Source organism: Streptomyces sp. bgisy130, assembly GCF_057708345.1.
In genome coordinates this window covers 121,305-145,752 of record NZ_JBYISA010000005.1, presented here as the reverse complement: position 1 = coordinate 145,752, position 24,448 = coordinate 121,305, and the positions used below count along the sequence as shown (strand labels likewise).

The following is a 24,448-nucleotide window of genomic DNA, read 5'->3' as shown; positions in this document are numbered from 1 at the left end:
GGACAGGTCTCAGTGGGCGCGCTCCCCGCTCCCGGTCCGTACGCGATACGCCGGTACGGAGACCGACGGATCGTCCAGGCAGCTGCCCGACGCCAGGTCGAAACGCTGCTTGAGCAGGGGCGATGCCACGAACGGGCGGCCGTCGGCGGAGCCGGTCAGGCCGCGGGAGAGCACCTGGGCGCCGGTGAACGGGTCGCGGTTGCCGATCGCATAGGGCTGCCCGGCGCGGTCGGTGAAGAGCGCGGCCTGGGTGCCGTCCGGGAGGAGCGCGGCGACCCCGCGCCCCGGGATGAGGTCGTCCAGGGTGCAGACCGCGACCCAGCCCTGGGGGCAGCGGATCTCGACCGTGGCGGCCGCGATGTCTTCCTCGGTGCGGGTGCGCGTGGCGGTGGCGGTGGTCATCAGACGGAGGTCCCTTCCAGGGTGCGAACGGGCAGGGTCGGGCCGGCCAGCAGCGTCAGGTCCGGCTTGACCTGGTCGCGCTCCGGCACGAAGCGGACGGACGGATCGGGCGCGTCGGGCGCGTTGACGAAGGAGACGAAGCGGGCCAGCCGCTCGGGGTCGGCGAGGGTCTCGGCCCATTCGTCGCGGTAGTGGGTGACATGGGCGGCCATCAGGGCCTCCAGTTCGTCGCACAGCCCCAGGGAGTCGTGGACGACGACGTCCCGGACGTGGTCGAGGCCGCCCTCGATCCGCTCCAGCCAGGCGGAGGTGCGCTCCAGCCGGTCCGCGGTGCGGATGTAGAACATCAGGAACCGGTCGATCAGCCGGATCAGTTCGGCGTCGCTCAGGTCCTGGGCGAGCAGATCGGCGTGCCGAGGATCGGCGCCGCCGTTGCCGCCGACGTAGAGGTTCCAGCCGTTGGAGGTGGCGATGACGCCGAAGTCCTTGCCGCGGGCCTCCGCGCACTCCCGCGCGCAGCCGGAGACCGCGGACTTGAGCTTGTGCGGGGAGCGCAGCCCCCGGTAGCGCAGCTCCAGTTCGATGGCCATACGGACCGAGTCCTGCACGCCGTAGCGGCACCAGGTCTGCCCCACACACGACTTCACGGTGCGCAGCGCCTTGCCGTACGCATGTCCCGACTCGAAGCCGGCGTCCACCAACCGGGCCCATACCTGCGGGAGTTGGTCGACCCGGGCGCCGAACAGATCGATCCGCTGACCACCGGTGATCTTGGTGTAGAGGCCGAAGTCGCGGGCCACCTCGCCGATCACGATCAGCTTGTCCGGGGTGATCTCCCCGCCGGGGATGCGCGGCACGATCGAGTACGAGCCGTTGCGCTGGAGGTTGGCGAGGAAGTGGTCGTTGGTGTCCTGGAGGGCAGCCTGCTCCCCGTCGAGGACATAGCCGTCGGCGCCGACGCTGGGGGCGAGCGAGGCGATGATCGAGCCGACGGTGGGCTTGCAGATCTCACAGCCGTCGCCGTTCCGCGCCTCCGGGCGGCCGTGCGAGTCCAGCAGTTCGGCGAAGGTCGTCAGCCGCAGGGTGCGCACGATCTCGTACAGCTCGGCGCGGGTGTGCGGGAAGCAGCCGCACAGCCCGGTGTCGATGGTGGCGCCGGACGCGGCCAGCTCGTCGTTCATCACGGCGGTCAGCGACTTGACGCAACTGCCGCAGCCGGTACCGGCCTTGGTGCACTTCTTGACCTCGGGGAGGGTGCCGCAGGAGTGCTCGGTGACCGCCGCCCGGACCGTCCCCTTGGTCACGTTGTGGCAGTTGCACAGCACCGCGCTGTCCGGCAGCGCCGACGGGCCGAGCGCGGCGGCCCCGCCCTCGGCCCCGGCGGGCAGCACCAGCTGCTCGGCCGACACCGGCGGAACGCTGCCGGTCAGCGGGCGCAGCATGCCGTACGCCTCGGCGTCGCCGACCAGCACCCCGCCCAGCAGCTCGCCCGCGGCGCCGATCACCAGCTTCTTGTAGACACCGCTGCGGGCGTCGGAGTAGACCACGTCCAGACAGCCGTCGGTGGCGCCGTGCGCGTCGCCGAAGGAGGCGACGTCCACCCCGAGCAGCTTGAGCTTGGTGGACAGGTCCGCGCCGGTGAAGCCGTCCGGCGCTCCGGGGCCGGTGCCGAGCGCGTCGGCGATGGTGCCGGCGGCCGCGCGGGCCATGTCGTAGCCGGGCGCGACCAGACCGTAGACCCGGCCGTCGGCGGCCAGCGCGCACTCGCCGATCGCGTACACGGCGGGGTCGGTGGTGCGGCACCGCTCGTCGACGACGATGCCGCCGCGCTCGCCGACCGGCAGCCCGCAGTCCCGGGCGAGCTGGTCGCGGGGCCGGACACCGGCCGAGAAGACGACCAGATCGGTCTCGATACGGGAGTCGTCGGACAGGCCCATGGCGGTCACCGCACCGGCCCCGTCCGCGACGATCTCCTTGCCGCCGACGCCGGTGTGCACCTCCAGGCCCATCTCCTCGACGGTACGGCGCAGCGCGCGGCCGCCACCCTCGTCGACCTGGAGGGCCATCAGCCGCGGCGCGAACTCCACGATGTGGGTGCGCAGCCCCAGCCCCTTCAGCGCCCCGGCCGCCTCCAGGCCGAGCAGCCCGCCGCCGACCACCACACCCGTGCGGGCGTTCTCGGCGTACTCCTCGATCGCGAGCAGGTCCTCGATGGTGCGGTAGACGAAACAGCCCGCACTGTCCTTGCCGGGCACCGGCGGCACGAACGGGTACGAGCCGGTGGCCAGCACCAGGGTGTCGTAGCGGACGGTCAGGCCGGAGCGGGCGGTGACCGTACGGGCCGTGCGGTCGACGGCCGTGGCCGGGTCACCGAGGTGCAGTTCGATGCCGTGGCGGGCCATGAAGTCCGGATCGGCCAGGCTCAGGTCGTCCGGGCTGCGGCCGGCGAAGTACGACGTCAGCTGGACGCGGTCGTAGGCCGGGCGGGGCTCCTCGCACAGCACGACCACCCGGGTCCGCTCGGTGACGCCGCGGTCGGCCAGCTCCTCCAGGAAGCGCTGGCCGACCATGCCGTGGCCGATGAGGACAAGGGTGGGGGTGGTGCCAGGCGCGGCGGCTGGCGTGGCTTCCGGGTGCGGCGGCATCGAGGTCATGTTCATCAGCCTGCGGTCCGGCTGTTACCCGCCCGCATCTGCTCTGTTTCCCGGGCGGAACGCTGCCCTCAGTGGCGGGCGGGCCGCCGTGTGAGGGCGGGCCCGCCGTGGCAGGGCCCGCCCCTTGCCCCTAAGGGTCGGGCTGACCGGCCGGTCAGCCCTGCGGCTGTGCCGGGCACAGCCGCCGCGGCTTGTCGTCGGTGCGCAGCCTGGCGTCCACACAGCCGCCCGGCAGACCCTCGTGGGTGCGGCTGCCGAAGTTGGCGGTGACGGTCAGCGTGCCGTCGCCGAAGACCGTGCGCTGCACGCTGCGGTCCCCGGACAGCCACCGGAACGAGGTCAGCCGCTCGGTGCCGGCCGCGCGGTGCAGCGGCGAGAAGTACTTCTGGAGCGCGGCCATCTCAGGCCCGTTCCTGTCGAGCGTCGGGCCGTCGAGGACGTAGTTGAGCGGGGTGTTGTAGAGCATCGCCAGCAGCGCCCGGTCGGTCTTCTGCCCGGGCAGCTTCTCGTACGACAGCTCCCAGCGCTCGGCGTTGACCAGCGAACCGTGCAGCGCGGTCTCGTAGAGCGGTGCGCGGTACTTGGGGTCGTACATGGCGGTGGCCAGTTCGGCGGGCAGCTTCACCGGCTTGAAGAAGGCGCCCGGGGCCTTCTCCGGGAAGTAGCCGCCCCAGGTCTTCTTGTCGCGCTCCAGCTTCCACAGACCGTCGGCGGCCGGGGTGCCCGAGCCATGGTCGTAGGCCAGCACCTTGTTGGCCCAGCCCTGCGCGGACTCCGAGCCGAGGACGAGGTTCCGGGACAGCCGCCGCATCCGTGCGAGCCGCATCTCGCGGTCACCGGCCTTGGTCATCTCATGGCCCTTGCCGTGGTCGCGGAACACCTCACCGGTCGCGTCCACGTCCAGGAAGTAGCTGTCAGCCCCGTTGGCGACCATCGTGCGGGTGCGGTCGGCGAGGTAGCGCTTGCCCGGCTCGGCCTTCTCGAAGGCGCGGGAGCTGAGGTAGCAGCCGCGGCCCCCGAACCCGGTCTCCGGGGTGCCGTCCGCCTTCCGTATACAGAAGTCGGGGTAGACCCGGCCGGGCCAGACCGAGGTGGGGCTGTCGGCGGTCTTCGGGTCCTGCCCGTTGGCGAAGGTGTCGTACGGGCCGACGAGGTAGCCCGCCTTCTTGGCGGCCCGCACCGCCGCGGCGTTCATCGGGCCAGGACCGGCGTCGTACCCGAGCCACATCCGGTCCACGCCCAGCTTCTTCAGCTTGTCCACCCCGGCGGCGGTCCGCGCATCGCCCCACACATAGGCGTGGAATGCGCCGAGCAGCTTGCCGTTGGCCGGGTTCTGCCGGATCTTCCGGCGCAGGCTGCCGAGCTGTCCGCGCTGGGCGAGGTAGGAGCGGTAGTCGGCGGCGGGGGCGACCGGGTTGCCGTCGGTGAGGGCGAAGGAGACCTCGTAGTCGCGGGTGCCCTCACCGGCGTCGAAGGCGTGCTCGGCCGTGGTGCGCAGCCGTCCGCCGGTGGAGGCGAACTTCAGCGAGGTGCCGAGGTCGGTGGGGGTGAGGTAGCTGACGCCGGCCGCCCCCATGGAGTAGCCCCACAGCGGGAGCGCCAGGCCCTCACCCATGTCGAGGGTGCTGCCGGCCAGCCCGCCCTTCGGCGCACTGGAGTTCCAGAACGCGTCCCGCACCGGCACGTCCAGCCCCTCGCCGCGCGGCAGTTGCAGGGCGGCGGCGGCCCGGTCGGTACCGGTCACCGGCCAGCTGACCGACCCGTCGCGGTTCGCCCGCAGCTTGATCCGCAGCCGTCCGCGCTCCGAACCGGCCGTCACCTCCAGCCCCTTGGCGGGGTAACTCCAGCGCGCCCCGTGGGCCGTACGCGTCACCGGCCCCGGCTTCCCGAGCCCGCCGCCCGCCGGACCGGACAGCACCAGCGCCCGTCTGCCGCCCGTCTGCGCGGTGACCGCAAGCGAGGCGGTGTCGACCACGGCCGTGCCACCGGACACGGGCAGTTCGAGCCGGCTGCCCTCCAGCGTGCCGGCGGCGGCACTGTCACAGCCGGCCACCCCGAAGGTGGTCGCGGTGAGGGCGAGGGAGGCAGCGAGCACACGGGTGGCGGTCCGGCGACGGCCGGTGGCTTTGGGGGACTGGAGAACTTCGGATGTCATGGGGACTGGATAGTCCCAGGTCTTAAGAGGGTTCTAAGAAGCGCCTCATGTGGCGAGTCCGCGGGAGGAGATGAGGAGCCCCTGCGCCGGGCCGCAGAGGCGGAATGCGCAGCAGGCTCCCGGGACTTAGTCCCGGGAGCCTGCTGTTCGAGGACGACCGTTGGGGCTGATGGGTCTTCTCAGCGCTGTCGTGCCGCTCCGTCCGGAGCATCACGCTCCGCTGAGTTCAGCGCCGCCCGCTCTTCGCCGCACTCCCGGCCGAGGCTGGGGTGCTGTGGCGTCACGTCAGCTATGAAGCCGATCAGCGCGCCCGGTAGCAGGCGTCTACTGCGTGGTCGCCCTTGACTCCGAGCTCCACCAGCATGGACCAACATGCATGCTGGCCCGGCGTGCCCGCGGGGCCCGTCCCCCTGGCACATGCCTTCTTCACCCACGGGCCGACCTTGTAGCCCTTCGCGGCCAGGTAACTCGCACATGCTCCTGGGGACGCCGAGGCAGGCGTCGCGAGAGCCACCGGCAGAGCCCCCATAAGCAGGGTCAGAGATGCGGCGGCAGCCGTACGGCGCAGCGCTCCGCCTCGGTGGTTCGTGCACTTCTTGTCACGCATGGAATTTCCCCTCTTTTCGTGCATGGAGCTTCCCCGAGTTGATTCTTCCCGGCGCGGCTTCCCCGCCGAGTTCACGCCGGTCATGCGCGAACTTGGCAAAGCGAGTTGGATCGGCACCGGAATCCGAGAGCATTCACCAGAACATGCCGCATCCGAGATACGGGGTCCTCTTCTGCCGGCCAAGGCTCTCGCGTCTCGCCGTCGTGCCCACGCACGGACAGCGAAGAATGATCACCGTAGCAGGGCATTGGCAGAGCCAGACGGGGGAAGAGGCTGATGGCCGAATTCATCTTCTGCTACGGCCGGTTGATATCCGCAGGGCGCACCGGACCAACACCTAATACCGCAGCGCCGGGAACCACTCCCCGCGCCCCTGGGGCGTGAGATCGAGCAGATGCCACACCGGCGTGAGCAGGTCGATGCCGCGCTGGTCGATGTCGTCGGCCATACGGGGGTGCGCCGAGTAGAAGTGGCGCAGCGATCCGGTGTCGTCGCGGGTGAAGACCGACACCGTCGAGTCCTGGTTGCCGTCGGTGTCCTCGCTGCCCAGGTCGTACTTGAAGGTGTTGCCCGCGGCGCTGAGCAGCCGCAGATTCGTCCACTGACGGTCGCGCGCGTACGCCCGCAGCACCGGCAGCCCGGCCGCGGCGACGATGGCGAAGTCGGCGTTCTGGGTGAGGTGGTGGGCGATCCCGTTGAAGCCGTCGATCCACATCGTGCACATGGGGCAGGCCTGCTTCTGCTGCTTGCCGAACATGAAGTGGTAGACGATCAGGTCCCGGCCGGGCCCGCTGAACAGCTCGCTGAGCCGGACGGACCGCGCCGGGGCGTCCCCGGCGTGCAGATCCGCGGGACCCTCCTCGAAGACGTAGTCGTCCACGACGGGGCCCGGCGGCAGCCCCCGGCGCAGTTCGGCGACCCGTTCGCGCCGGCGCATCAGCTCGATCTCGGCCTGCCGCAGCTCCTCACGGGCGTCGGCGTATGCGGTCGACTCCCTGGTGAGTTGGGTCTGGCGCATTGCCACCTCCTGGACGACTGCGGCGGGCAGCCGCGGTCCCTGGCCACCGTCCGCTCTGCCCCTCATTGTCGGCTCAGGGCCCGCGCCCCGCCACGCGGCGACGGGCCGCTCAGTCGAGCCACCGGGAGGCGAGCCCGGCGAGGTAGGAGAGCGACAGGGCCATTGTGGTGACCTGGAGCGCGGTGGTCCCGCCGGCCCAGTGCGTGAGCAGGGCCATCGCGGAGGCCACCCACACGCTCGTACACCAGCTACAGCTGACCAGGTACGACGGTTTGGAGTCATCGCCGAAGCGGTCGGCCACCCAGGAGCGGAACCCCGCCGCGAGGGTGTCCTTGGTGACGAATCTGGTGAGCCGGCACGTGGCGCCGAGGGACAGCAGAAACTCCGGAAGGCTCATGCACTCCACCTCCACCCTGTCACCGCGCGGGCGCGGGGCGGTCCCTTATTGAGTGATGACGGTGATGGTGCCGATGCCGCCGGCCCGTTGGTTGGCCGCCTCGGCCTCTTGCCAGGTGTAGAACAGGCGCACCGTGCCGTCCGGCAGAGTCAACTGGTAGAGGGTGACGCCCGTACGGGCACCGCCGCCGCAATTGCAGCCCATGGTCCGCTCCTTGAGTGACGTTTCGCGAGGCGGGCCGATACGGCCCGGCCGGTGTGGGGAGGATGTCCCCGGGCCTGTCTTGGGCCCGCAGCCGTCCCCCGTAGTTGCGTTACGGGGGACGGCTGCTTCGCCGGGGCTCGTCAGCCCGGGGGTGTGCGCGCCGCTTCAGCCGCGCGGCGTTCTGTTACCGGCCGTGCGGTGCACGCGCCGGGGAGGGCGTCAGGTGCAGATGCCCAGGCTGCTGGACGACTGGAGCGGCCCACTGGCGCCGTTGGTGGTCGCCGTGTAGGTGGCGAACAGCACCTGCCCGATGTTGAGGGTGGCCGTGCAGCTGGCGTTGCCGCTCGCGTCGGCGGTGGCGGTGCACACCACCGGCCCGTTGGCGCCGCCCAGGTGGAAGGTGACCAGCGCGCCCGGAGTCGCGCCGCTGGCGCTGAACGTGGCCGTTGCGAAGGCCCAGGGCACCGGGGGGAAGCTGACCGTGTAGCAGGCCGGGTGCGCCGTGAAACCGCTCCCCACGCCCACGGTCACCGTCCCCGTGCCGGAGACACCGACGCAGGTGCAGGCACTGGTGCCGGCGAGCACGGTGGCCGTGACGACGGTGCTGCCGGCCGGCAGGCTGCTGGTGGTCACGCTGGCCTGGCCGGCGGCGTTGGTGAGGCCGATGCCCAGGGGGCCGCCGGTGGTGCTGAACAGCACGACCGCGCCGGCTACGGGGGCGCCGCCGCAGGTGACGGTGGCGGTGACGGTGACCGGCTGGCCCGCGGTCGGCCGGGCCGGGGTGAACGACAGGGTGATCACGCAGCTCTGCGCCGGGGGGACGTTCACGGTCGTGGTGCCGGAGACGCCGACGCAGGTGCAGGCGCTGGTGCCGGCGATCACGGTGCCGGTGACGACGGTGGCCCCGGCCGGCAGGGTGCTGGTGGTCACGCTGGCCTGGCCGACCGCGTTGGTCACGCCGATCCCCAGCGGCCCGCCGGTGGTGCTGAAGAGCACGGTCGCGCCTGCCACCGGGGCGCCGCCGCAGGTGACGGTGGCGGTGACGGTGACCGGCTGGCCCGGGGCGGGGTTGGCCGGTGTCGCCGACAGGGTGACCACGCAGCTCTGCGGCGCGGTGACGGTGACGGTGGCCGTCGCCGAGACGCCGACGCAGGTGCAGGTGGTGTTGGCGGCGGTGACGGTGGCGGTGACGACGTTGACGCCGGTGGGCAGCGCGCTGGTGGTGACGCTGGCCTGTCCGGCGGCCGAGGTGACGCCGACGCCGAGGGAGCCGCTGGTGGTGGTGAAGAGGACGGTGGCGCCGGCTACGGGGGCGCCGCCGCAGGTGACGGTGGCGGTGACGGTGACCGGCTGACCGGCGGACGGGTTGGTCGGTGTCGCCGACAGGGTGACCACGCAGCTCTGCGGCGCGGTGACGGTGACGGTCGCGGTGGCGGAGACGCCGACGCAGGTGCAGGTGGTGTTGGCGGCGGTGACCGTGGCGGTGACGACGTTGACGCCGGTGGGCAGCGCGCTGGTGGTGACGCTGGCCTGTCCGGCGGCCGAGGTGACGCCGACGCCGAGAGAGCCGCTTGTGGTGGCGAAGAGGACCGTCGCGCCTTCGACAGGTACGCCGCCGCAGGTGACGGTGGCGGTCACGGTGACCGGCTGGCCCGCGGTCGGGTTGGTCGGCGTCGCCGTCACCGTGACGACACAGTTCTCCGGCTCGGTGACGGTCAGCGTCACGGAGGAGGCGCCACTGGTGGGGCCGGCGGCGACCACCACGTCCGTTGTGGTCGCGGTGAACGTGGCGCTCGCGTTGCCCATGGCGTCAGCGATAACGGTCTGGGGGGTCGCTCCGTCGTAGGTGAAGGTGATCGCCTCACCTGCCACCGCCCCGGTGACAGCGGCTTGGAAGGTCTGGCCCGCCAAGACGGTTGACGGGGTGAGTGTGAGAACGAGTGCCATGCTGGACAGCCCCTTTCGAAGGCTCCGTATGCGGAGGTGGGGGGCTGTGGCACGCCGGAGGGCAGGCAACTGTCCTGGCGCGCTCACCTGTCGGGGGTGCCCTGAAGAACACGACGGAACCGCATCACACCAGCAGCCGTCCATGGTCCCCCGCCAGGGGATGGGCACCCCACCGTCGGTAGCACCGATTCAAGGGACCGCCAGCACGACACGCCATAGTTGACGACCGGGTTAGCCCGGATGGCGCAGCGCGTATCCATGGCGGGTACCGACACCGCGCCTCAAGTACTCCCGTGCACGGAGACGCCCGTCAGGCGGTGAATTGCCCGCGCTTGACGGCCGAGACGAACGAGGACCAGCCGCCCGCGGGGAATATGAGCGCCGGGCCGTCCGGGTCCTTGCTGTCACGGACGGGGACGAGGCCGTGGGGTTCGGTGAGGGCGCGGGAGAATTCGAGGCACTGGCCGCCGTCGCCGTCGCTGTACGAGGACTTGAGCCAGGTGAAGTCGCGCGTGAACTCGACGCAGTCCCCGCCGCTGCCGTCGCTGTAGGACGACTTGAGCCACTCGGTGTTCGTGAGGTCGAGGTCAGCGCTCATGATCTGTACTCCTTTGCCAGGGACTTGATGAGGGCCACTGAATCGCCGGGGGACAGTGCATGTGCCCTCAGCCGATCGTAGCTGTCGAGGTGCAACGAGACTGTCTGGGCAGAGTCGTACAGCTTGCCGCCTTGCGGGCCGTCTGCGTAAAGCACCGTAGGGAACTTGGCGAAGGTCAGTATGGTGAACGGCCTCGTGTGCACCCCAGGAGCTCCTGCGGAGAACGGCAGGACTTGGAGGTCAATGTGAGGTGAGTTGGCCGCCGTGAGCAGATATTCGAGCTGTTCGGCCATGACCTCATCGTCGCCGACGACCGTCCGCAGGCATGTCTCGTGAAGGATGACCCACAGCAGCGGTGGGTCCTCTCCCTCGAAGATTTCACGACGGCGCAGGCGGGCGGAGACTCGGCCTTCGAGTAGCTCCGCATCCTCGCGTGGATGTGACGCTCGGAAGACTGCCCACGCGTAGGCCTCGGTCTGGAGGATGCCCATCACCAGACTCGCCGAGTAGTCCAGTATCCGCGCAGCCTTCCGCTCCAGATGCAGATACGGGAAGAACCAGCTCGGGTGGTCTCCCTCATCGATCCTCCGCAGCAACCCCGCGAACAACTCCCCCGTCCCGAACGTGAGATCGCAGCCCTTGGCGAACTTCTCGCTGGGGCGGGGCAGGAGTGTGCCGGATTCGACCTTGCTGACGTAGCCCTCGGAGTAGCCGGTGGCCTTGCCCAGTTGCTTCTGGGTGAGTTTGCGGGCCAGTCGTACCTGTTTGATGTCGCGCCCGAAGCGCTGTAGCGGATTCAAGTGCTCGGGCGGGGTCGTTTCGTCCAACGCCATGACCTCTCGGCATATGGGTGCGTGCCGGTAGTGCGGCACGTCGCAGACTTGCGCACGGCCGCTTCAAGCACTCCGACCCTATTGCCCGACACGTGTCCAGGTGACCAATTGGCTACATCCAGTTACCAAAGACAGCCACCGAAGACAGCTAGGGAGTTCGCGAGATGACCGAATCCACCCCACGGCTTCTGCCCTGGTCGAGCCCCGACGGAAAGCCGTGCTATGTCGCGGGCGACGGGACCGGTTTCGTGTCCCGCACCGCCGACACCATCGAGGCGACGCAGCTCGGTTCCGCTGCCGAACTCATCGGAGAGGCGCGGGCCGTGCTCGCCGGACGGCGCTGGACGCCGGGCGAAATCCACCTCCTGGCCGAGGACTTGACCGCCGCGCTCGCCGATGTGCACCGCGTCGCGGAGAGCCGGGGCGCCCGGCTGGCCGAGTTGTTGGGGTGAGGAGCCCGGCGCCGGAGGCGCCCCGCGGAACCCGCGGTTCTTAACCGCCGGTCAGCGGACCCTCAAGGCCGCCTTAAGGATCTGCGCAGAGGCCCTGACCTGCTGTTTCCGGCCACCGAGCGGCCGTATTTTCGACGCCGTGACGATCCACGCCGGCCTCAGCGACGGGTACGCGCCGGGCGGCGCACCCGGCCCTGGCGCCCCGCCTACGGGCCCCGCCGACCCGCCGCCCACCCACCCGCTGTACTCGCGGCTCAGCCCCCGGTACCTGCCGCCCCAGCCGGACTACGCGCCCCGCAGGGCTCCCGTGCCCGCGCCTCCGCTGCGCCTCTCGCCCATGACCCTGCTGCGGGTGCTGGGCCTCGGTGCGGTGGTGATCGTGGGGCTGTGGCTGGCGCAGGCCGAGCCCTCGGTGCGGCTCGACGCGCTGTTCGCCACCCTGGCCCATCTCACCGGACTGCTCGCGGGCTACGGAATCCTGGTGATGCTGCTGCTGATGGCCCGGGTCCCGGCCATCGAACACGGCGTCGGCGCCGACCGGCTGGCCCGCTGGCACGCGCTCGGCGGCCGCCATGTCCTCACCCTGTGCTTCGCCCACACCGCCTTCGCGCTGTGCGGCTACGCCGTCCACACCGGCACCGATGTCCTCGACGCCACCGTCGACCTGATGGGCTACCCGGGGCTGGCCGCGGCCGCCGTCGGCACCGCGCTGCTCGTCGCCGTCGGCGTCACCTCGGCCCGTACGGTCCGCCGCCGGGTACGCCATGAGACCTGGCGCGCCGTCCATCTGCTGACCTACGTGGGCGCCGCCCTGGCCTTCGCCCACCAGCTCGCCGGCCCGGATCTGGCCGGCGGCGCGTTCGCCGGCTGGCTGTGGACGCTGCTGCACACCACCGTCGGCACCCTGCTGGTCTGGTACCGCCTGGTCGTTCCCGCACGTCAGGCGCTGCGGCACGGCCTGCGGGTGACCGAGGTGCGGGTCGAGGGGCCGGACGTGGTCTCGGTCGTCATGCGGGGCCTGGGTCTGGACGCGCTGCGGGCCGAGCCGGGACAGTTCTTCCGCTGGCGGTTCCTGTCCCGGCGGCTGTGGCGGACGGCCCTGCCCTTCTCGCTTTCCGCACCCGTGCGTGACGACACCCTGCGGATCACCGTGAAGGCGTGCGGCGACCACACCCGCCGGATCCGCCGGCTGCGGCCGGGCGTACGCGTGGTGGCCACCGGCCCGTTCGGCGCGCTGACCGCACACCGGCGCACCCGGCGCAAGGTGCTGCTGCTCGCCGGCGGCGTCGGGATCACGCCGATGCGGGCGCTCTTCGAGACCCTGCCGGGTGAGCCCGGGGATCTCACGCTCCTCTACCGGGCGGGCAACGCCGCGCAGTTGGTGCTGCGGGAGGAGCTGGAGGAGATCGCCGCGGCCCGTGGCGCGGCGCTGCATTACCTCCTCGGCCCGTCCGACGGCCCCTTCGATCCGCTGGCGCCCCAAGCCCTGCGCAACCTCGTCCCGGACCTGGCGCTGCACGACGTCTACCTGTGCGGCCCGCCCGGCATGTCCACGGCCGCGGCCGCCGCCCTGGAACGGGCCGGGGTGCCGGCCGACCGCATTCACTCCGAGCAGTTCACCTTCTGAGAGCCCTCGCCGGCCCGCCACCAGCCCGCCCCGCTGTCCCCGACCGCCGTCCCGACCCGCAAGGAAGTCACCCTCATGGCCCGACACCGCAAACCGCACACCGTCCCGGCCGTCACCGTGTGGGCCCGCCGTCAGCTCGCCGCCTGCCTGGTGGGGGCGAGCGCGCTCACCGCCACCCTGGTGTCCCGGACGATCACCCCGGACGCCCCGGTCTCCCCGGACCGGACACCGGCCGGGTACAACCTTCCCGAGCAGCCGAGCGGCGGCTTTGTCACGCTGGTCAGCACGGCCTCGGCGCCGGTCGGCTCGCCGTCGGCACCGTTCCGCGCGGCACCGTGAAGTCCGCAGTCGGGCCCGCGTCCCCAGGCGCCCTATGCCGACGCCTCCAACTCCCCCAAGTCCCCCTCCGTCAGGGCGATCCGGCCCGCCGCCAGGTTCTCGTCGAGGTGGGCGGGGGAGCCGGTACCCGGAGTGGGGAGCAGGACGGGGGAGTGGTGCAGCAGCCAGGCGAGGGCGATCTGGCCGGTGGTCGCGCCGTGCCGGGCGGCGACGGCGGTGAGGGCCGCGCCCGCGGCACCGGTCAGGGCGCCGTTGCCCAGCGGGAACCACGGCAGAAACGCGATGCCGTGCTTCTCGCACAGCTCCAGGACGTCCTCGGCGGCACGGTCCAGCAGGTTGTAGCGGTTCTGCACCGACGCGATGGGGGCGATCTCCCGGGCCCGGGTCAGCTCGGCCGCGTCGATGGAGTCCAGGCCGATGTGCCGGATCTTTCCCTCCCGTTGGAGGTCCAGCAGCGCGCCCAGCTGATCGGTCATCGGCACGTCCGGGTCGAGCCGGTGCAGCTGGTAGAGGCCGAGGGTGTCGGTGCGCAGCCGGCGCAGGCTCGCCTCGCAGCCGGCGCGCAGCTGCTCGGGGCGCCCCGCGAGGTGCCAGACGTCCGGGCCGGTACGGACCACCCCGCCCTTCGTCGCGATCACCAGCCCCTCGGGATACGGATGCAGGGCGCGGGCCACCAGCTCCTCGGCCACGTCCGGGCCGTAGTTGTCGGCGGTGTCGATCAGCGTGACGCCGTGCTCGACGGCGCGGCGCAGCAGTGCGACGGAGTGCCGCGGATCGTCGTGCCGGGGGCCCCAGTAGCCGGGGCCGACGAGCCCGCCGGTGCCGAGGCCGAGCCGCCGGACCGGCAGCTCCCCGCCGAGGGAGAAATCGGCCAACACAGTGTCTGCATCCATGCATTCGGAGTCTAAGGGCCGTCCCGTAGGTGACGGCCGGTTCATAAGATCAGCCGGTGCCTCCTGACATATCACTCTTCACTCTGACCCTGCTCTGCCTGGCCGCGCTCGCGGCGGGCTGGATCGACGCCGTGGTGGGCGGTGGCGGACTGCTGCTGCTCCCCGCGCTGCTGGTCGGTCTGCCGCACGCCCCGGTCGCGTACGTACTGGGGACCAACAAGTCCACCGCCATCGTGGGCACCACCGCGGCCGCGGTCACCTACGTCCGCAAGACCCCGATCGATGTCCGGACGGCGCTGCGCATCGGCCTCGCCGCGGTCGCCGGTTCGCTGGCCGGGGCGTTCTTCGCGGCCGGGATCAACAGTGCGGTGCTGCGTCCGATGATCATGGCCGTCCTGCTGGGGGTGCTGGTGTTCATCCTGCTCCGGCCCGCCTTCGGGACCGCCCCCGCGCCTTCGGGGCCGGTCTCCCGGCAGCGCGTCCTGGCGGCCATTCTCATCGCGGGTCTGGGCATCGGCTTCTACGACGGGCTGATCGGGCCCGGGACCGGGGCGTTCCTGATCATCGCGCTCGCCGCAGTGCTGCACATGGACCTGGTCACCGCCTCCGCCACCGCCAAGGTCGTCAATTCCTGCACCAATATCGGCGCACTGACGATGTTCGCGATCCAGGGCACCGTGCTGTGGCAACTGGGCGCCCTGCTCGCCCTGTTCAACTTCACCGGCGGCATGGTGGGCGCCCGGATGGCCCTCAAGCGCGGCGTCGGCTTCGTCCGCGGCGTGCTGGTGGTCGTGGTCGTCGCGCTGCTGTGCAAGCTGGGCTACGACCAGTGGCTGGCGGCCTGACGGGGCGGGCGGGCCGGCGGTGGCCGGTGGCCCGGCCTGGTTCGGGGGCCCACCCCCGTGGGGCCCCCTCCGCCAGGTCGGCGCCGTAGGCCCGGCCGGCCGCCCCCGCCCCCTCAGAACCGGCAGTGGTACATCCGCCCCATGTCCCGCACCCCGGGCAGCTTCGCCACCATGCGGGCCGCCAGCCGGCTGCCCGCCGACAGCTTCTCGATGCCGGGGATCTCCAGGGCGCTGATGTTCTCGACGATCTCCAGCTTCGGGCTCAGCGCCGCGATCCCCGCGGCGTCCGTACCCCAGTGCAGCCGCGCGCCGGCCTTCACCACGACGCGGTTGAGCCACTGGGCGCGGATCGCGAACCTGCTGAAGGCGTCGAAGGCCAGCTCACCGCTCGGCACCCGGTCCATCAGCCGCCGCAGCAGCGCCGTGCCGTCCTCCTCGGTCAGATACATCAGCAGCCCCTCGGCCACGATCATCGCCGGCCGGTCCGTGGGAATCCGCGCCACCCACGCCGGGTCGGTCACGGACGACGGGATGGCCGTGTAGCCCGTGCGCTCCGGGTAGAGCTGCCGCCGCAGCTCGATGACCTCGGGGTAGTCGATGTCGAACCACCGCACCCCCGGCCCCGGGTCGAGACGCTGGACGCGGCTGTCGAGGCCGCAGCCCAGATGCACCACCGTCGCCTCCTCGTGCCGGTCGAGGAAGCGCGCGGTCCAGACGTCCAACTGCCGGGCGCGCAGCGCGACCGCGGCCGCTTTGCCGGGGCTCAGCCGCATCTTTCCGAAGTCGTAGTCGAGCCGCCGCACGGTCTCGGCGGCGGTGGTGTCGCCGAGGATCGGATCCTTCGCGCGGCTGTCGACCGCGCGGCCGTAGAGCGTGGCGAGAAGGGTTTCCTTCTCCTCGGTCAGATGCACCTGGGGGCGCGGGTCGGTACGAGGACTGATCATGAAGTACAGAGTACTTAAGATTCAGAAAAATGTGAAGACTCAGAATTCCGGAGACTGTGGAGGAGGCGCGGGCTGCCCCCGCGCTAGCGCGGGTCCGCCCCCGCCAGGGGCGCGGGGCGCGCCCCGGCCGGTATCTCCGTGACGGCGGTCAGCAGCACCGCCGAGTCCTCCACGGCCAGCAGACCGTGCCGCTCGCGCGGCGTCATGGCGACCTGACCGGTCATCAACTCCTGGCCGCCGCCCGCCCCGGTCAGCCGGACCCGCCCCCGCAGGACTTGCAGGCTCGCCGCCGGGGGCGCGTTGTGCTCGTCCAGCGCGGCGCCCGCGACCAGCGCGATCACGGTCTGCCGCAGCCGGTCGTCGTGGAGGAAGAGCCGGGCACTGCGCCCGTGCGTGGAGACCCTGGCCTCGTCGAGCTGCTGGCGGGCGAGCGCATCGAGATCGTCCATGATGCTGGCCTTTCGCGTACGGACCGGCGGTTGGGCTGCCCTTTCCATCGTTGCCGGTGCACGGGGGGACGCAACCGGGGAGCCCGCCCCGGCCCTCGGAGCCCGGCGGGCGGGGGCGGACGGCGTCCGGGTGCATACCGCCGTGGGGCGGGCCGGTCACTTACGGGATGATCATCCGGTCCGTACGATGCGAGGCGGTCCGTGGCGTCGCCGAGTCCGCTCGGCCACGCCACGGACCCCTGCCGCCGGCCGGTCCGCCCGGCCGAAGCGGCCCCACCGTCCCGTCCGTTCCCTCCCGCCCCCCACCGTGAAGGATGCGCACCCGTGGCCGACCCGACTGCCCCGAACAACCCGCCCGACTCCACCGGGCGGCAGACCGGATTCCTGACCGTCATGACGACCACCGACAGCGAGACCAAGGCCCGGAAGCTGGCGCGCGGGGCGATCGAGGGCCGGCTCGCCGCCTGCGCGCAGATCAGCGCGCCGGTGACCTCGGTGTACCGCTGGGACGACGCGGTCGAGGCCAGCCAGGAGTGGCAGGTGCTGTTCAAGACGGCCGACGCACGCTACGAGGCGCTGGCGGCCTATCTCCTCGACGCGCACGACTACGACACCCCCGAGATCATCGCCACCCCCATCACCCGCGGTGGCACCGGCTATCTGTCCTGGGTCGCAGAGGAGACGAGCTGACCATGGAGCGCGACACCACCGAACCCGGCGCCACGACCCGAGTTGACCGGGCGCGGCCCACCCGGAAGCGCTGGATCAGGGCCGCGGCGGCGGTGGCCGGAGTGACGGTGTGCCTGGCCACCGCGACCGTCGGCCACGCCGTCAACGAGGCCCGGCACGCGGCACCGGGCGACGGCACCCCCAGCCCCGACGCGACCTGGACCAGCCGGGACGCCGCCGACTACTGGACGCCCGACCGGATGGCGGCCGCCGCACCGGCCGGCAGCGACACCCCGGCCCGGCCCGAGGCCCCCACCCCGACCGCGGCCACGACCCGGTCCGCCGCGCCGAAGGGGACCGCCGCCGCGGCCCGCGCCGCCCGCACCGCCCGGCACTTCAACGGCATCCCGTCCGTCGGTGTGCTGTTCTCCGTCGACGGGGACTCCAAGGCACACCATTGCACCGCCAGCGTGGTGCACAGCCCGCACGGCAACCTCATCCTCACCGCCGGGCACTGCAATCCGGGGACCCGTGCCGCGTTCGTCCCGCAGTATCGTTCCGGCGCGGCCACCCAGCCGCACGGGGTATGGGCGATCGAGGACACCTTCGCCTACCCCGGGCGCGGCACCACCGGCGCCGGAGCGGACCTCGACTTCGCCTTCGCCACCGTCGCCCCCGACGAGGACGACCGCACCCTCGAAGAGGTCACCGGCGGCAACACCCTCTCCCCGACGCCCGGTTACACCAACGACGTCACCGTCATCGGCTACCCGAACGTCCGCAACGACCCGGAGGACCGGGCCGTACGCTGCGCGACCCGCACCGGCCGGCTGACCGGCACCCGTGAACTGCGCATGGAATGCGGCGGGTTCTACGGCGGGACCTCCGGCAGCCCCTGGCTGAGCGACTTCAACGAGGACAGCGGGACCGGCCGGGTCATCGGCGTGATCGGCGGCCTCAACGGCGGCGGCCCGAAGGGCCCGGACGCCGACCGGATCTCCTACAGCCCGTACTTCGGGACGAAGATCCTCAACCTGTACGCCCGCGCGGCCGAGAAGTGACCCTCCGACGGAGGCGCTAACCTGCGTCCGCCAGCGCCTCCGTCACCCCCTTCTCCTGCGGCCCGAGGAACTGCGGATCGGGCCGCAGCAGCGCGTCCGCCGCCGCCTTCCCGGCCGCGAAGATCTCCCGCACCCCGCCGTACGCCCAGGTCACATCGTGCTTGGCGGCCACCCCGACGCCGTCGGAGTCGACCCCGGCGGCGTTGCACAGGGCCAGCGCGCGCCGGATGTGGAAGCCCTGGCTGACCAGCACGGCCCGGTTCACCCCGAAGATCCGGTGGGCCCGGCTACAGGAGTCCCAGGTGTCGAAGCCCGCGTAGTCGCTGACGATCTTCCGCGCCGGGACGCCGTGCCGCAGCAGATAGCTGCGCATCGCGTCCGGCTCGTCGTAGTCGGTCCGGCTGTTGTCGCCGGTGACCAGGACCGCGCGGACGGTGCCCCGCTCGTACAGCGCGGCGGCCGCGTCCAGCCGGTGGGCGAGATACGGCGACGGCGCGCCGTTCCACAGGCCCGCGCCGAAGACGAGGGCCACCGGCGCCTCCGGGACGTCCGCGACACCGTGCACCCGCGGCCCGGCGGTCGCGTTCATCCAGGTCGCGGGCGCCAGCGCGAGCACCGTCAGCGCCACCACGGCCTGGAACACGCGGCGCCGGCCCCGCCGGGTCCGCGGCAGCCGCAGCCGGCGCACCCTGCTCCCTATTCGTCGCACCAGTCCCGGTACCGGCCCGCGCATCCCCGCCCCCGTCCGCTCGCGATCGATCTCGCAGGCTCCGACGCCCGGTGCACCCGTGATGGTTGCAGCGCGGGCCTGGCATCGTGGCAGAGAGCACCCCGCCCGGAGAGGACCGCACCACCATGACCCGCGAGCCCGAGCGGCTGCCGTTCTTCGTCTACGGGACGCTGCGGCCCGGCGAGGCCAACTACGGCCGGACCCTGCGCGGCCGGACCGCGGCCGAGGAACCGGCCCACATCGGCGGCGCGCTGCTGTACGACGGCCCCGGCTACCCCTACGCGACGACCGGGCCCGCCGCCGCGGTGGTGCACGGCGCCCTGGTCCGGCCCCGCGACACCGACTACGACGCGGTGTGCGCGGTCCTGGACCGGCTGGAGGGCTACACCCCCGGCGACCCGCACAACCTCTACGAGCGGGTGGCCACCGAGGCCGTGTGCCCGGACGGCCGGACCGTACGGGCCTGGGTCTACCTGGCGGCCGGCCCGCTCGCCGCCCGGCTGCGCGCCACCGGCACCCCCATCGAGGGCGGCGACTGGCCGGCCTCGCGGGCCGCGGCCGGCTGACCGGCCCCGCAGCCCGCCCGGGCACGCCACCCGGCCGCCCCCGGGCGCCGCCGCGGCAGCCGCCCCCGCCCCGGCTAACCTGGACGACCCCTCGCGTACCAGGGCTTCCACCCGTACCGAGGGCCCTTCCCGTACCGCAGAACAGGTGTGACCGCGTGGCTTCCTCCCCGTCCTCCCCCTCCGCAACTGCCCACGAGCCGCTGCCCAAAGCGGAGCTGCATCTGCACATCGAGGGCACGCTGGAACCCGAACTGGCCTTCGCGCTCGCCGAGCGCAACGGCGTCGAGCTGCCCTACGCCACCCAGGACGAGCTGCGCCGCGCCTACTCCTTCGCCGATCTCCAGTCCTTCCTGAACCTCTACTACGCGCTGATGGCCGTGCTGCGCACCGAGGACGACTTCGCCGACCTCGCCCACGCCTATCTCGCCCGCGCCAAGGAGCAGGGCGTACGGCACGCCGAGATCTTCTTCGACCCGCAGGCGCACACCGCGCGCGGCGTCCCGATCGGCACCGTCATCGACGGCCTGGCCCGCGCCCTGGACAGCGCCCCCGAGACCTATGGCATCAGCACCCGCCTGATCATGTGCTTCCTGCGCGACGAGAGCGCCGAGTCCGCCCTCGCGACCTTCGAGGCGGCCCGTCCCCACCTCGACCGGATCACCGCCGTCGGCCTGGACTCCGCCGAGGTCGGGCACCCGCCGTCGAAGTTCCGGGAGGTCTACGCGCTGGCGCGGGAGGCCGGGCTCAAGTGCGTGGCGCACGCGGGGGAGGAGGGGCCCCCGGCCTATGTGTGGGAGGCCCTGGACGTCCTCGGCGTGGACCGGATCGACCACGGGGTGCGCTCCCTGGAGGACGAGCGGCTGGTGGCCCGGCTGGTGGCGGACCAGGTGCCGCTCACCGTATGCCCGCTGTCCAACGTCCGGCTGCGGGTCATCGACGACCTCGCCGACCACCCGCTGCCCGCGATGCTGGACGCCGGGCTGCTGGTCACCGTCAACTCCGACGACCCGGCGTACTTCGGCGGCTACGCGGACGACAACTTCACCGCCGTACGCGACGCCCTCGGCCTCGACCAGGAGACCCTGCGCACCCTCGCCCGGAACTCCTTCCGCGCCTCCTTCCTCGACGAGCCGACCCGCGAGCGGTACCTCCGGGAAGTGGACGCCCACCAGGCGTAGGCCCCCGGGCGGCAGGGCCGTGTGAGAGGTCCCCTGCCGCCCGTCCTGCCCCCGGGGCGCGGGCCGCCGGCAGCGGGCCGGAACACAACGTTCGCCCCGGGGAAACAGCACGGCAACGCCCGGCTGCCACGCTCGGATCATGACGGCGCCGATACCGCACCTGCCCTCCGCGTCCCTGGCCCCCCTCGGCACGGGTGGCCTCGCCGCCGAGATCACCGCCCAGCTCAGCACCCAGCTCCGCCGCGTCCGGCTGCGCGGCTTCCGCGCCCCGGAGAACCCGGCCCCCACCCTCGTCGCCGTCGCCCACGGCAGCCGCGACCCCCGCGCCCTGCCCACCGTCCGGGCCCTGCTCGACCGGGTCCGGGCGCTGCGCCCCGGCCTGGACGTCCGGCTCGGGCACATCGAGCTGAACCGGCCGCTGCTCGCCGACACCCTCGACGGGCTGTGCGGCCCGGCCGTCCTCGTCCCGCTGCTGTTCGGCCACGGCCATCACGTCACCCACGACCTGCCCGCCGCCCTGGCGGCCGCACCCCAGCTCACCGGCCGGATCGCCGCACCCCTCGGGCCGCATCCGCTGCTCGCCGAGGCGCTGCACGGCCGGCTGCTGGCGGCCGGCTTCCCCGAGGCCCCGGGCCCGCGCACCGCCGTGGTCCTGGCTGCCGCCGGCTCCCGCGCCCCGCGCTCCGCCCAGGACACCGAACGCACCGCACACCTCCTCTCGGCCCGGCTCGGCGGCACCCCCGTCCTGCCCGCCTACGCCTCCGCGGCCGCCCCCACCGTCGCCGACGCGGTCCGCACGCTGACCGCCCGCGGCCACGACCGGATCGCCGTCGCCGGCTGCTTCACCGCCCCCGGACGCTTCGCCACCCAGTGCGCGGCCGCCGCTCCCGGGCCCGCCGCCGAACCCCTGGGCGACCACCCCGCACTGGCCCGTCTCGTACTGCGCCGCTACGACCAGGCCCTCCAGGCTCCCGCCGGATCCGGCCCGGAGGCCCGCCGGGCGGCTACCGTCGCTGTATGACGGGCACACCACCGACCATCCCCGGCTACACCGCGGCCGACCTCGAACGCTGGGTCACCGAGCCCGACAAACGGCCGGGACGCACCGCCTTCCAGCGCGACCGCGCCCGGGTACTGCACTCCGCCGCGCTGCGCCGGCTGGCCGGCAAGACCCAGGTCGTCACCCCCGGCGCGCACACCGCCGCCTGGGACGCCAGCCCGCGTACCCGGCTGACCCACTCCCTGGAGTGCGCCCAGGTCGGCCGGGAGCTCGGCGCCGCCCTCGGCTGCGACCCGGACCTGGTCGAGACCGCCTGTCTGGCGCACGATCTCGGCCACCCGCCCTTCGGCCACAACGGCGAGCAGACGCTCAACGAAGTCGCCGCGCCCTGCGGCGGCTTCGAGGGCAACGCCCAGTCGCTGCGGCTGCTGGCCCGTCTGGAGCCCAAGCGGTTCGTGCCCGCCGAAGACGGCTCGACGGTCAGCGTCGGGCTGAACCTCAGCCGCGCCGCCCTCGACGCGGCCACCAAGTACCCGTGGGCGCGCGGCGGTCACCCCACCGACCCCGCGTCCCCGAAGTTCGGCGTCTACGCGGACGACGCGCCGGTCTACGCGTGGTTCCGGCAGGGCGCCCCCGACGGAGCCCGCAGCTTCGAGGCGCAGGTCATGGACTGGTCCGACGATGTGGCGTACTCGGTGCACGACGTCGAGGACGGGCTGCACGCCGGACACCTCGACCCCAACCTCCTGCTCGCCGACGCCGAACGCGCCGAGATCTTCGAGGTCGCCGGTGCCCGCTACGCCCCCGGCGCCGGCCCCGCGGAGCTGGCCGCGGCGCTGGACCGCCTCCTGGAGCAGGAGTGGTGGCCGCACGGCTACGACGGCTCCGCCCTCGCCCAGGCCCGCCTCAAGGACGCCACGAGCCAGCTGATCGGCCGCTTCTGTCTCGCCGCGGAGGGCGCGACGCGGGCCCGGTGGGGCACCGGACGGCTCACCCGCTACGGAGCGGAGCTGGTGGTTCCGGACGAAACCCGGCTGGAATGCGCCGTTTTGAAAGCCGTCGCCGACCGGTACGTCATGCAGCGCCCCGACCAGGAGGCGCTCCGCGCCGACCAGCGTGTCGTCCTCGCCGAACTGGCCGAGGTGTTGTTCGCCCGCGCCCCCGACGGCCTTGATCCACAGTTCCGTTCACTGTTCGACACGGCCCCCGACGACACCGCACGGATGCGCGCCGTCATCGACCAGATCGCCGCCCTGACCGACGCCTCCGCCCGCTCGCTGCACGCCCGTCTCACCCGTCGTCCCGGTCACGGCGAGGCCCACCGCGGGTGACCCTGGAGGAAAGCCCCTCTTCCCCCCTCACGCTCCGTGCGGGACGCTCGAACCCCACCGTTTTCGAACGGAGCACCCTGACAACAGCGAACAGCGAGCCCTGACCGGCACGGCAACCCCGTTCGGCGGACGGCGCTCGGGAACCCCGATCGGCGGCGCCCGGGAACCCCGAGGCCACCGGACGCATCAACGGGGGAGAGCACCGGAAGAGCACCGGGGGGTACATCGGGGCGTTCACGGACGCGGACGCGGACGCAGGTACCGCAACGAGGAGGAAGCAAGTGGTCGACGCACACCAGACGTTCGTCATCGTCGGGGGTGGCCTGGCCGGGGCAAAGGCCGCGGAGACGCTCCGCGCGGAAGGTTTCACCGGCCGGGTGATCCTCATCTGTGACGAGCGCGACCACCCCTACGAGCGCCCCCCGCTCTCCAAGGGGTACCTGCTCGGCAAGGAAGAGCGCGACAGCGTTTTCGTCCATGAACCCGCCTGGTACGCCCAGGCACACATTGAACTCCACCTGGGCCAGCCCGCCGTCCACCTCGACCCCGGGGCCAGGACGGTCCGGCTCGGCGACGGCACCCTCATCGCCTACGACAAGCTGCTGCTGGCCACCGGCGCCGAGCCGCGCCGCCTGGACATCCCCGGCACCGGCCTGGCCGGCGTGCACCACCTGCGCCGCCTCGCACACGCCGAACGGCTGCGCGGCGTCCTGGCCTCCCTCGGCCGGGAAAACGGCCATCTGGTGATCGCCGGCGCCGGCTGGATCGGCTTGGAGGTCGCCGCCGCGGCCCGCTCCTACGGCGCCGAGGTCACCGTCGTCGAGCCCGCCCCCACCCCGCTGCACGGCATCCTGGGCCCCGAACTCGGCGGCCTGTTCGCCGATCTGCACCGCGAACACGGCGTCCGCTTCCACTTCGGCGCCCGCCTCACCGAGATCGTCGGCCAGGACGGCATGGTCCTCGCCGTCCGCACCGACGACGGCGAGGAACACCCCGCCCACGACGTGCTCGCCGCGATCGGCGCCGCCCCGCGCACCGCCCTCGCCGAACAGGCCGGGCTGGACCTCGTCGACCGGGAGGCCGGTGGCGGTATCGCGGTCGACGCGGCGCTGCGCACCTCCGACCCGTACATCCACGCCGCCGGCGATGTCGCCGCCGCCGACCACCCCGTCCTGGACAGCCGCCTGCGCGTCGAACACTGGGCCAACGCCCTCAACGGCGGCCCGGCCGCCGCGCGCGCCATGCTCGGCCAGGACGTCAGCTACGACCGCATCCCGTACTTCTTCTCCGACCAGTACGACGTCGGCATGGAGTACTCCGGCTACGCCCCGCCCGGCTCGTACGCGCAGGTCGTCTGCCGCGGTGACGTCGCCAAGCGGGAGTTCACCGCCTTCTGGCTCGGCGCGGACGGCCGGCTGCTGGCGGGGATGAACGTCAATGTCTGGGACGTCGCCGAGTCCATCCAGCAACTGATCCGTTCCGGGGCGCCGTTGGCGCCCGAGGCGCTGGCCGATCCGGAGGTACCGCTGGCCTCGCTGCTCCCGTAGCG

24 protein-coding genes are annotated in these 24,448 nt (G+C 72.5%); 11 read left to right on the top strand and 13 right to left on the bottom strand.

From position 1 onward, the window contains the following. Positions 1 to 9: 9 nt before the first annotated feature. From nirD to AC3EUV_RS09550, 9 genes are all read right to left on the bottom strand, one after another. The gene (gene nirD, locus AC3EUV_RS09590) at positions 10 to 402 is read right to left on the bottom strand and encodes a nitrite reductase small subunit NirD (protein WP_435602647.1); all 393 of its coding nucleotides are present in this window, start codon (positions 400 to 402) and stop codon (positions 10 to 12) included. After that, the gene (gene nirB, locus AC3EUV_RS09585; RefSeq protein ID WP_435602646.1) at positions 402 to 3,056 is read right to left on the bottom strand and encodes a nitrite reductase large subunit NirB; all 2,655 of its coding nucleotides are present in this window, start codon (positions 3,054 to 3,056) and stop codon (positions 402 to 404) included. The genes nirD and nirB overlap by 1 nt, the downstream gene beginning before the upstream one ends. Positions 3,057 to 3,210: 154 nt before the next feature. Beyond that, the gene (locus tag AC3EUV_RS09580) at positions 3,211 to 5,211 is read right to left on the bottom strand and encodes a glycoside hydrolase (protein WP_435602645.1); all 2,001 of its coding nucleotides are present in this window, start codon (positions 5,209 to 5,211) and stop codon (positions 3,211 to 3,213) included. Positions 5,212 to 6,155: 944 nt separating this feature from the next. Further along, positions 6,156 to 6,836: a DUF899 family protein gene (locus AC3EUV_RS09575; RefSeq protein ID WP_435602644.1), complete on the bottom strand. Its 681-nt coding sequence runs from the start codon at positions 6,834 to 6,836 to the stop codon at positions 6,156 to 6,158. 109 nt (positions 6,837 to 6,945) lie between these two features. Further along, complete coding sequence (locus tag AC3EUV_RS09570; RefSeq protein ID WP_432141667.1) at positions 6,946 to 7,233, bottom strand: DUF1360 domain-containing protein; 288 nt, start codon at positions 7,231 to 7,233, stop codon at positions 6,946 to 6,948. Between the two features lie 45 nt (positions 7,234 to 7,278). Then, the gene (locus AC3EUV_RS09565; protein ID WP_432141668.1) at positions 7,279 to 7,437 is read right to left on the bottom strand and encodes a DUF7196 family protein; all 159 of its coding nucleotides are present in this window, start codon (positions 7,435 to 7,437) and stop codon (positions 7,279 to 7,281) included. A gap of 219 nt (positions 7,438 to 7,656) precedes the next feature. Further along, a complete protein-coding gene (locus AC3EUV_RS09560; RefSeq protein WP_435602643.1) occupies positions 7,657 to 9,384 on the bottom strand; it encodes an Ig-like domain repeat protein in 1,728 nt (575 codons plus the stop codon). A 310-nt stretch (positions 9,385 to 9,694) separates the two neighbouring features. Next, positions 9,695 to 9,982, bottom strand: a complete 288-nt coding sequence (locus AC3EUV_RS09555) for a DUF397 domain-containing protein (protein ID WP_435602642.1) — start codon at positions 9,980 to 9,982, stop codon at positions 9,695 to 9,697. Beyond that, a complete protein-coding gene (locus tag AC3EUV_RS09550; protein WP_432141671.1) occupies positions 9,979 to 10,815 on the bottom strand; it encodes a helix-turn-helix domain-containing protein in 837 nt (278 codons plus the stop codon). The genes AC3EUV_RS09555 and AC3EUV_RS09550 overlap by 4 nt, the downstream gene beginning before the upstream one ends. A gap of 164 nt (positions 10,816 to 10,979) precedes the next feature. Between AC3EUV_RS09550 and AC3EUV_RS09545 the strand changes: the two genes are divergently transcribed. The 3 genes from AC3EUV_RS09545 (at position 10,980) to AC3EUV_RS09535 (ending at position 13,233) form a co-directional block, all read left to right on the top strand. Beyond that, positions 10,980 to 11,267, top strand: coding sequence for a hypothetical protein (locus tag AC3EUV_RS09545; RefSeq protein ID WP_435602641.1), 288 nt, complete (start codon positions 10,980 to 10,982; stop codon positions 11,265 to 11,267). Positions 11,268 to 11,604: 337 nt separating this feature from the next. After that, positions 11,605 to 12,894: a ferredoxin reductase family protein gene (locus AC3EUV_RS09540; protein ID WP_435602692.1), complete on the top strand. Its 1,290-nt coding sequence runs from the start codon at positions 11,605 to 11,607 to the stop codon at positions 12,892 to 12,894. A 75-nt stretch (positions 12,895 to 12,969) separates the two neighbouring features. After that, on the top strand, positions 12,970 to 13,233 hold the full coding sequence (locus AC3EUV_RS09535; RefSeq protein ID WP_432141673.1) for a hypothetical protein: 264 nt from the start codon (positions 12,970 to 12,972) through the stop codon (positions 13,231 to 13,233). 32 nt (positions 13,234 to 13,265) lie between these two features. Here AC3EUV_RS09535 and AC3EUV_RS09530 read toward each other — a convergent pair whose 3' ends face one another. Further along, the gene (locus AC3EUV_RS09530; RefSeq protein ID WP_432141674.1) at positions 13,266 to 14,126 is read right to left on the bottom strand and encodes an aldo/keto reductase; all 861 of its coding nucleotides are present in this window, start codon (positions 14,124 to 14,126) and stop codon (positions 13,266 to 13,268) included. A 56-nt stretch (positions 14,127 to 14,182) separates the two neighbouring features. Between AC3EUV_RS09530 and AC3EUV_RS09525 the strand changes: the two genes are divergently transcribed. Further along, a complete protein-coding gene (locus AC3EUV_RS09525; protein ID WP_432141675.1) occupies positions 14,183 to 14,971 on the top strand; it encodes a sulfite exporter TauE/SafE family protein in 789 nt (262 codons plus the stop codon). Between the two features lie 113 nt (positions 14,972 to 15,084). Here the strand turns inward: AC3EUV_RS09525 and AC3EUV_RS09520 are convergent, their stop codons facing one another. Together AC3EUV_RS09520 and AC3EUV_RS09515 are read right to left on the bottom strand one after the other, a co-directional pair. Beyond that, entirely contained in the window at positions 15,085 to 15,915 is an 831-nt protein-coding gene (locus AC3EUV_RS09520) for a class I SAM-dependent methyltransferase (protein WP_435602640.1), read from the bottom strand. Positions 15,916 to 15,998: 83 nt separating this feature from the next. Beyond that, a complete protein-coding gene (locus AC3EUV_RS09515; protein ID WP_432141677.1) occupies positions 15,999 to 16,364 on the bottom strand; it encodes a cupin domain-containing protein in 366 nt (121 codons plus the stop codon). A gap of 324 nt (positions 16,365 to 16,688) precedes the next feature. On the opposite strand from AC3EUV_RS09515, the gene cutA reads away from it, so the two are divergent. Beyond that, a complete protein-coding gene (gene cutA, locus AC3EUV_RS09510) occupies positions 16,689 to 17,054 on the top strand; it encodes a divalent-cation tolerance protein CutA (RefSeq protein WP_432141678.1) in 366 nt (121 codons plus the stop codon). Positions 17,055 to 17,056: 2 nt separating this feature from the next. Then, positions 17,057 to 18,094, top strand: a complete 1,038-nt coding sequence (locus AC3EUV_RS09505) for a trypsin-like serine peptidase (RefSeq protein ID WP_435602639.1) — start codon at positions 17,057 to 17,059, stop codon at positions 18,092 to 18,094. Between the two features lie 16 nt (positions 18,095 to 18,110). On the opposite strand, the gene AC3EUV_RS09500 is transcribed toward AC3EUV_RS09505, so the two are convergent. Next, a complete protein-coding gene (locus tag AC3EUV_RS09500; protein ID WP_435602638.1) occupies positions 18,111 to 18,827 on the bottom strand; it encodes a SanA/YdcF family protein in 717 nt (238 codons plus the stop codon). A gap of 122 nt (positions 18,828 to 18,949) precedes the next feature. On the opposite strand from AC3EUV_RS09500, the gene AC3EUV_RS09495 reads away from it, so the two are divergent. The 5 genes from AC3EUV_RS09495 to AC3EUV_RS09475 all read left to right on the top strand — a co-directional run bounded on the left by AC3EUV_RS09495 (position 18,950) and on the right by AC3EUV_RS09475 (position 24,446). Next, positions 18,950 to 19,390: a gamma-glutamylcyclotransferase family protein gene (locus AC3EUV_RS09495; RefSeq protein ID WP_432141788.1), complete on the top strand. Its 441-nt coding sequence runs from the start codon at positions 18,950 to 18,952 to the stop codon at positions 19,388 to 19,390. A 155-nt stretch (positions 19,391 to 19,545) separates the two neighbouring features. Continuing rightward, positions 19,546 to 20,568, top strand: coding sequence for an adenosine deaminase (locus AC3EUV_RS09490; RefSeq protein WP_432141681.1), 1,023 nt, complete (start codon positions 19,546 to 19,548; stop codon positions 20,566 to 20,568). A 139-nt stretch (positions 20,569 to 20,707) separates the two neighbouring features. Then, entirely contained in the window at positions 20,708 to 21,589 is an 882-nt protein-coding gene (locus AC3EUV_RS09485) for a sirohydrochlorin chelatase (protein WP_435602637.1), read from the top strand. Next, complete coding sequence (locus AC3EUV_RS09480) at positions 21,586 to 22,899, top strand: deoxyguanosinetriphosphate triphosphohydrolase (protein ID WP_432141683.1); 1,314 nt, start codon at positions 21,586 to 21,588, stop codon at positions 22,897 to 22,899. The genes AC3EUV_RS09485 and AC3EUV_RS09480 overlap by 4 nt, the downstream gene beginning before the upstream one ends. 281 nt (positions 22,900 to 23,180) lie before the next feature. After that, positions 23,181 to 24,446, top strand: coding sequence for an NAD(P)/FAD-dependent oxidoreductase (locus AC3EUV_RS09475; protein ID WP_432141684.1), 1,266 nt, complete (start codon positions 23,181 to 23,183; stop codon positions 24,444 to 24,446). Positions 24,447 to 24,448 lie beyond the last annotated feature (2 nt).

Excerpts from the sequence above, each read along its gene's own strand:
- AC3EUV_RS09575 (WP_435602644.1), bottom strand. The coding sequence starts at position 6,836 with ATGCGCCAGACCCAACTCACCAGGGAGTCGACCGCATACGCCGACGCC.
- AC3EUV_RS09540 (WP_435602692.1), top strand. The coding sequence starts at position 11,605 with ATGACCCTGCTGCGGGTGCTGGGCCTCGGTGCGGTGGTGATCGTGGGG.
- AC3EUV_RS09560 (WP_435602643.1), bottom strand. The coding sequence starts at position 9,384 with ATGGCACTCGTTCTCACACTCACCCCGTCAACCGTCTTGGCGGGCCAG.
- AC3EUV_RS09500 (WP_435602638.1), bottom strand. The coding sequence starts at position 18,827 with ATGCGCGGGCCGGTACCGGGACTGGTGCGACGAATAGGGAGCAGGGTG.
- AC3EUV_RS09520 (WP_435602640.1), bottom strand. The coding sequence starts at position 15,915 with ATGATCAGTCCTCGTACCGACCCGCGCCCCCAGGTGCATCTGACCGAG.
- AC3EUV_RS09485 (WP_435602637.1), top strand. The coding sequence starts at position 20,708 with ATGACGGCGCCGATACCGCACCTGCCCTCCGCGTCCCTGGCCCCCCTC.
- AC3EUV_RS09515 (WP_432141677.1), bottom strand. The coding sequence starts at position 16,364 with ATGGACGATCTCGATGCGCTCGCCCGCCAGCAGCTCGACGAGGCCAGG.
- AC3EUV_RS09570 (WP_432141667.1), bottom strand. The coding sequence starts at position 7,233 with ATGAGCCTTCCGGAGTTTCTGCTGTCCCTCGGCGCCACGTGCCGGCTC.
- AC3EUV_RS09545 (WP_435602641.1), top strand. The coding sequence starts at position 10,980 with ATGACCGAATCCACCCCACGGCTTCTGCCCTGGTCGAGCCCCGACGGA.
- nirB (WP_435602646.1), bottom strand. The coding sequence starts at position 3,056 with ATGACCTCGATGCCGCCGCACCCGGAAGCCACGCCAGCCGCCGCGCCT.
- AC3EUV_RS09555 (WP_435602642.1), bottom strand. The coding sequence starts at position 9,982 with ATGAGCGCTGACCTCGACCTCACGAACACCGAGTGGCTCAAGTCGTCC.
- nirD (WP_435602647.1), bottom strand. The coding sequence starts at position 402 with ATGACCACCGCCACCGCCACGCGCACCCGCACCGAGGAAGACATCGCG.
- AC3EUV_RS09565 (WP_432141668.1), bottom strand. The coding sequence starts at position 7,437 with ATGGGCTGCAATTGCGGCGGCGGTGCCCGTACGGGCGTCACCCTCTAC.
- AC3EUV_RS09505 (WP_435602639.1), top strand. The coding sequence starts at position 17,057 with ATGGAGCGCGACACCACCGAACCCGGCGCCACGACCCGAGTTGACCGG.
- AC3EUV_RS09580 (WP_435602645.1), bottom strand. The coding sequence starts at position 5,211 with ATGACATCCGAAGTTCTCCAGTCCCCCAAAGCCACCGGCCGTCGCCGG.
- AC3EUV_RS09550 (WP_432141671.1), bottom strand. The coding sequence starts at position 10,815 with ATGGCGTTGGACGAAACGACCCCGCCCGAGCACTTGAATCCGCTACAG.
- AC3EUV_RS09495 (WP_432141788.1), top strand. The coding sequence starts at position 18,950 with ATGACCCGCGAGCCCGAGCGGCTGCCGTTCTTCGTCTACGGGACGCTG.
- AC3EUV_RS09480 (WP_432141683.1), top strand. The coding sequence starts at position 21,586 with ATGACGGGCACACCACCGACCATCCCCGGCTACACCGCGGCCGACCTC.
- AC3EUV_RS09535 (WP_432141673.1), top strand. The coding sequence starts at position 12,970 with ATGGCCCGACACCGCAAACCGCACACCGTCCCGGCCGTCACCGTGTGG.
- AC3EUV_RS09530 (WP_432141674.1), bottom strand. The coding sequence starts at position 14,126 with ATGGATGCAGACACTGTGTTGGCCGATTTCTCCCTCGGCGGGGAGCTG.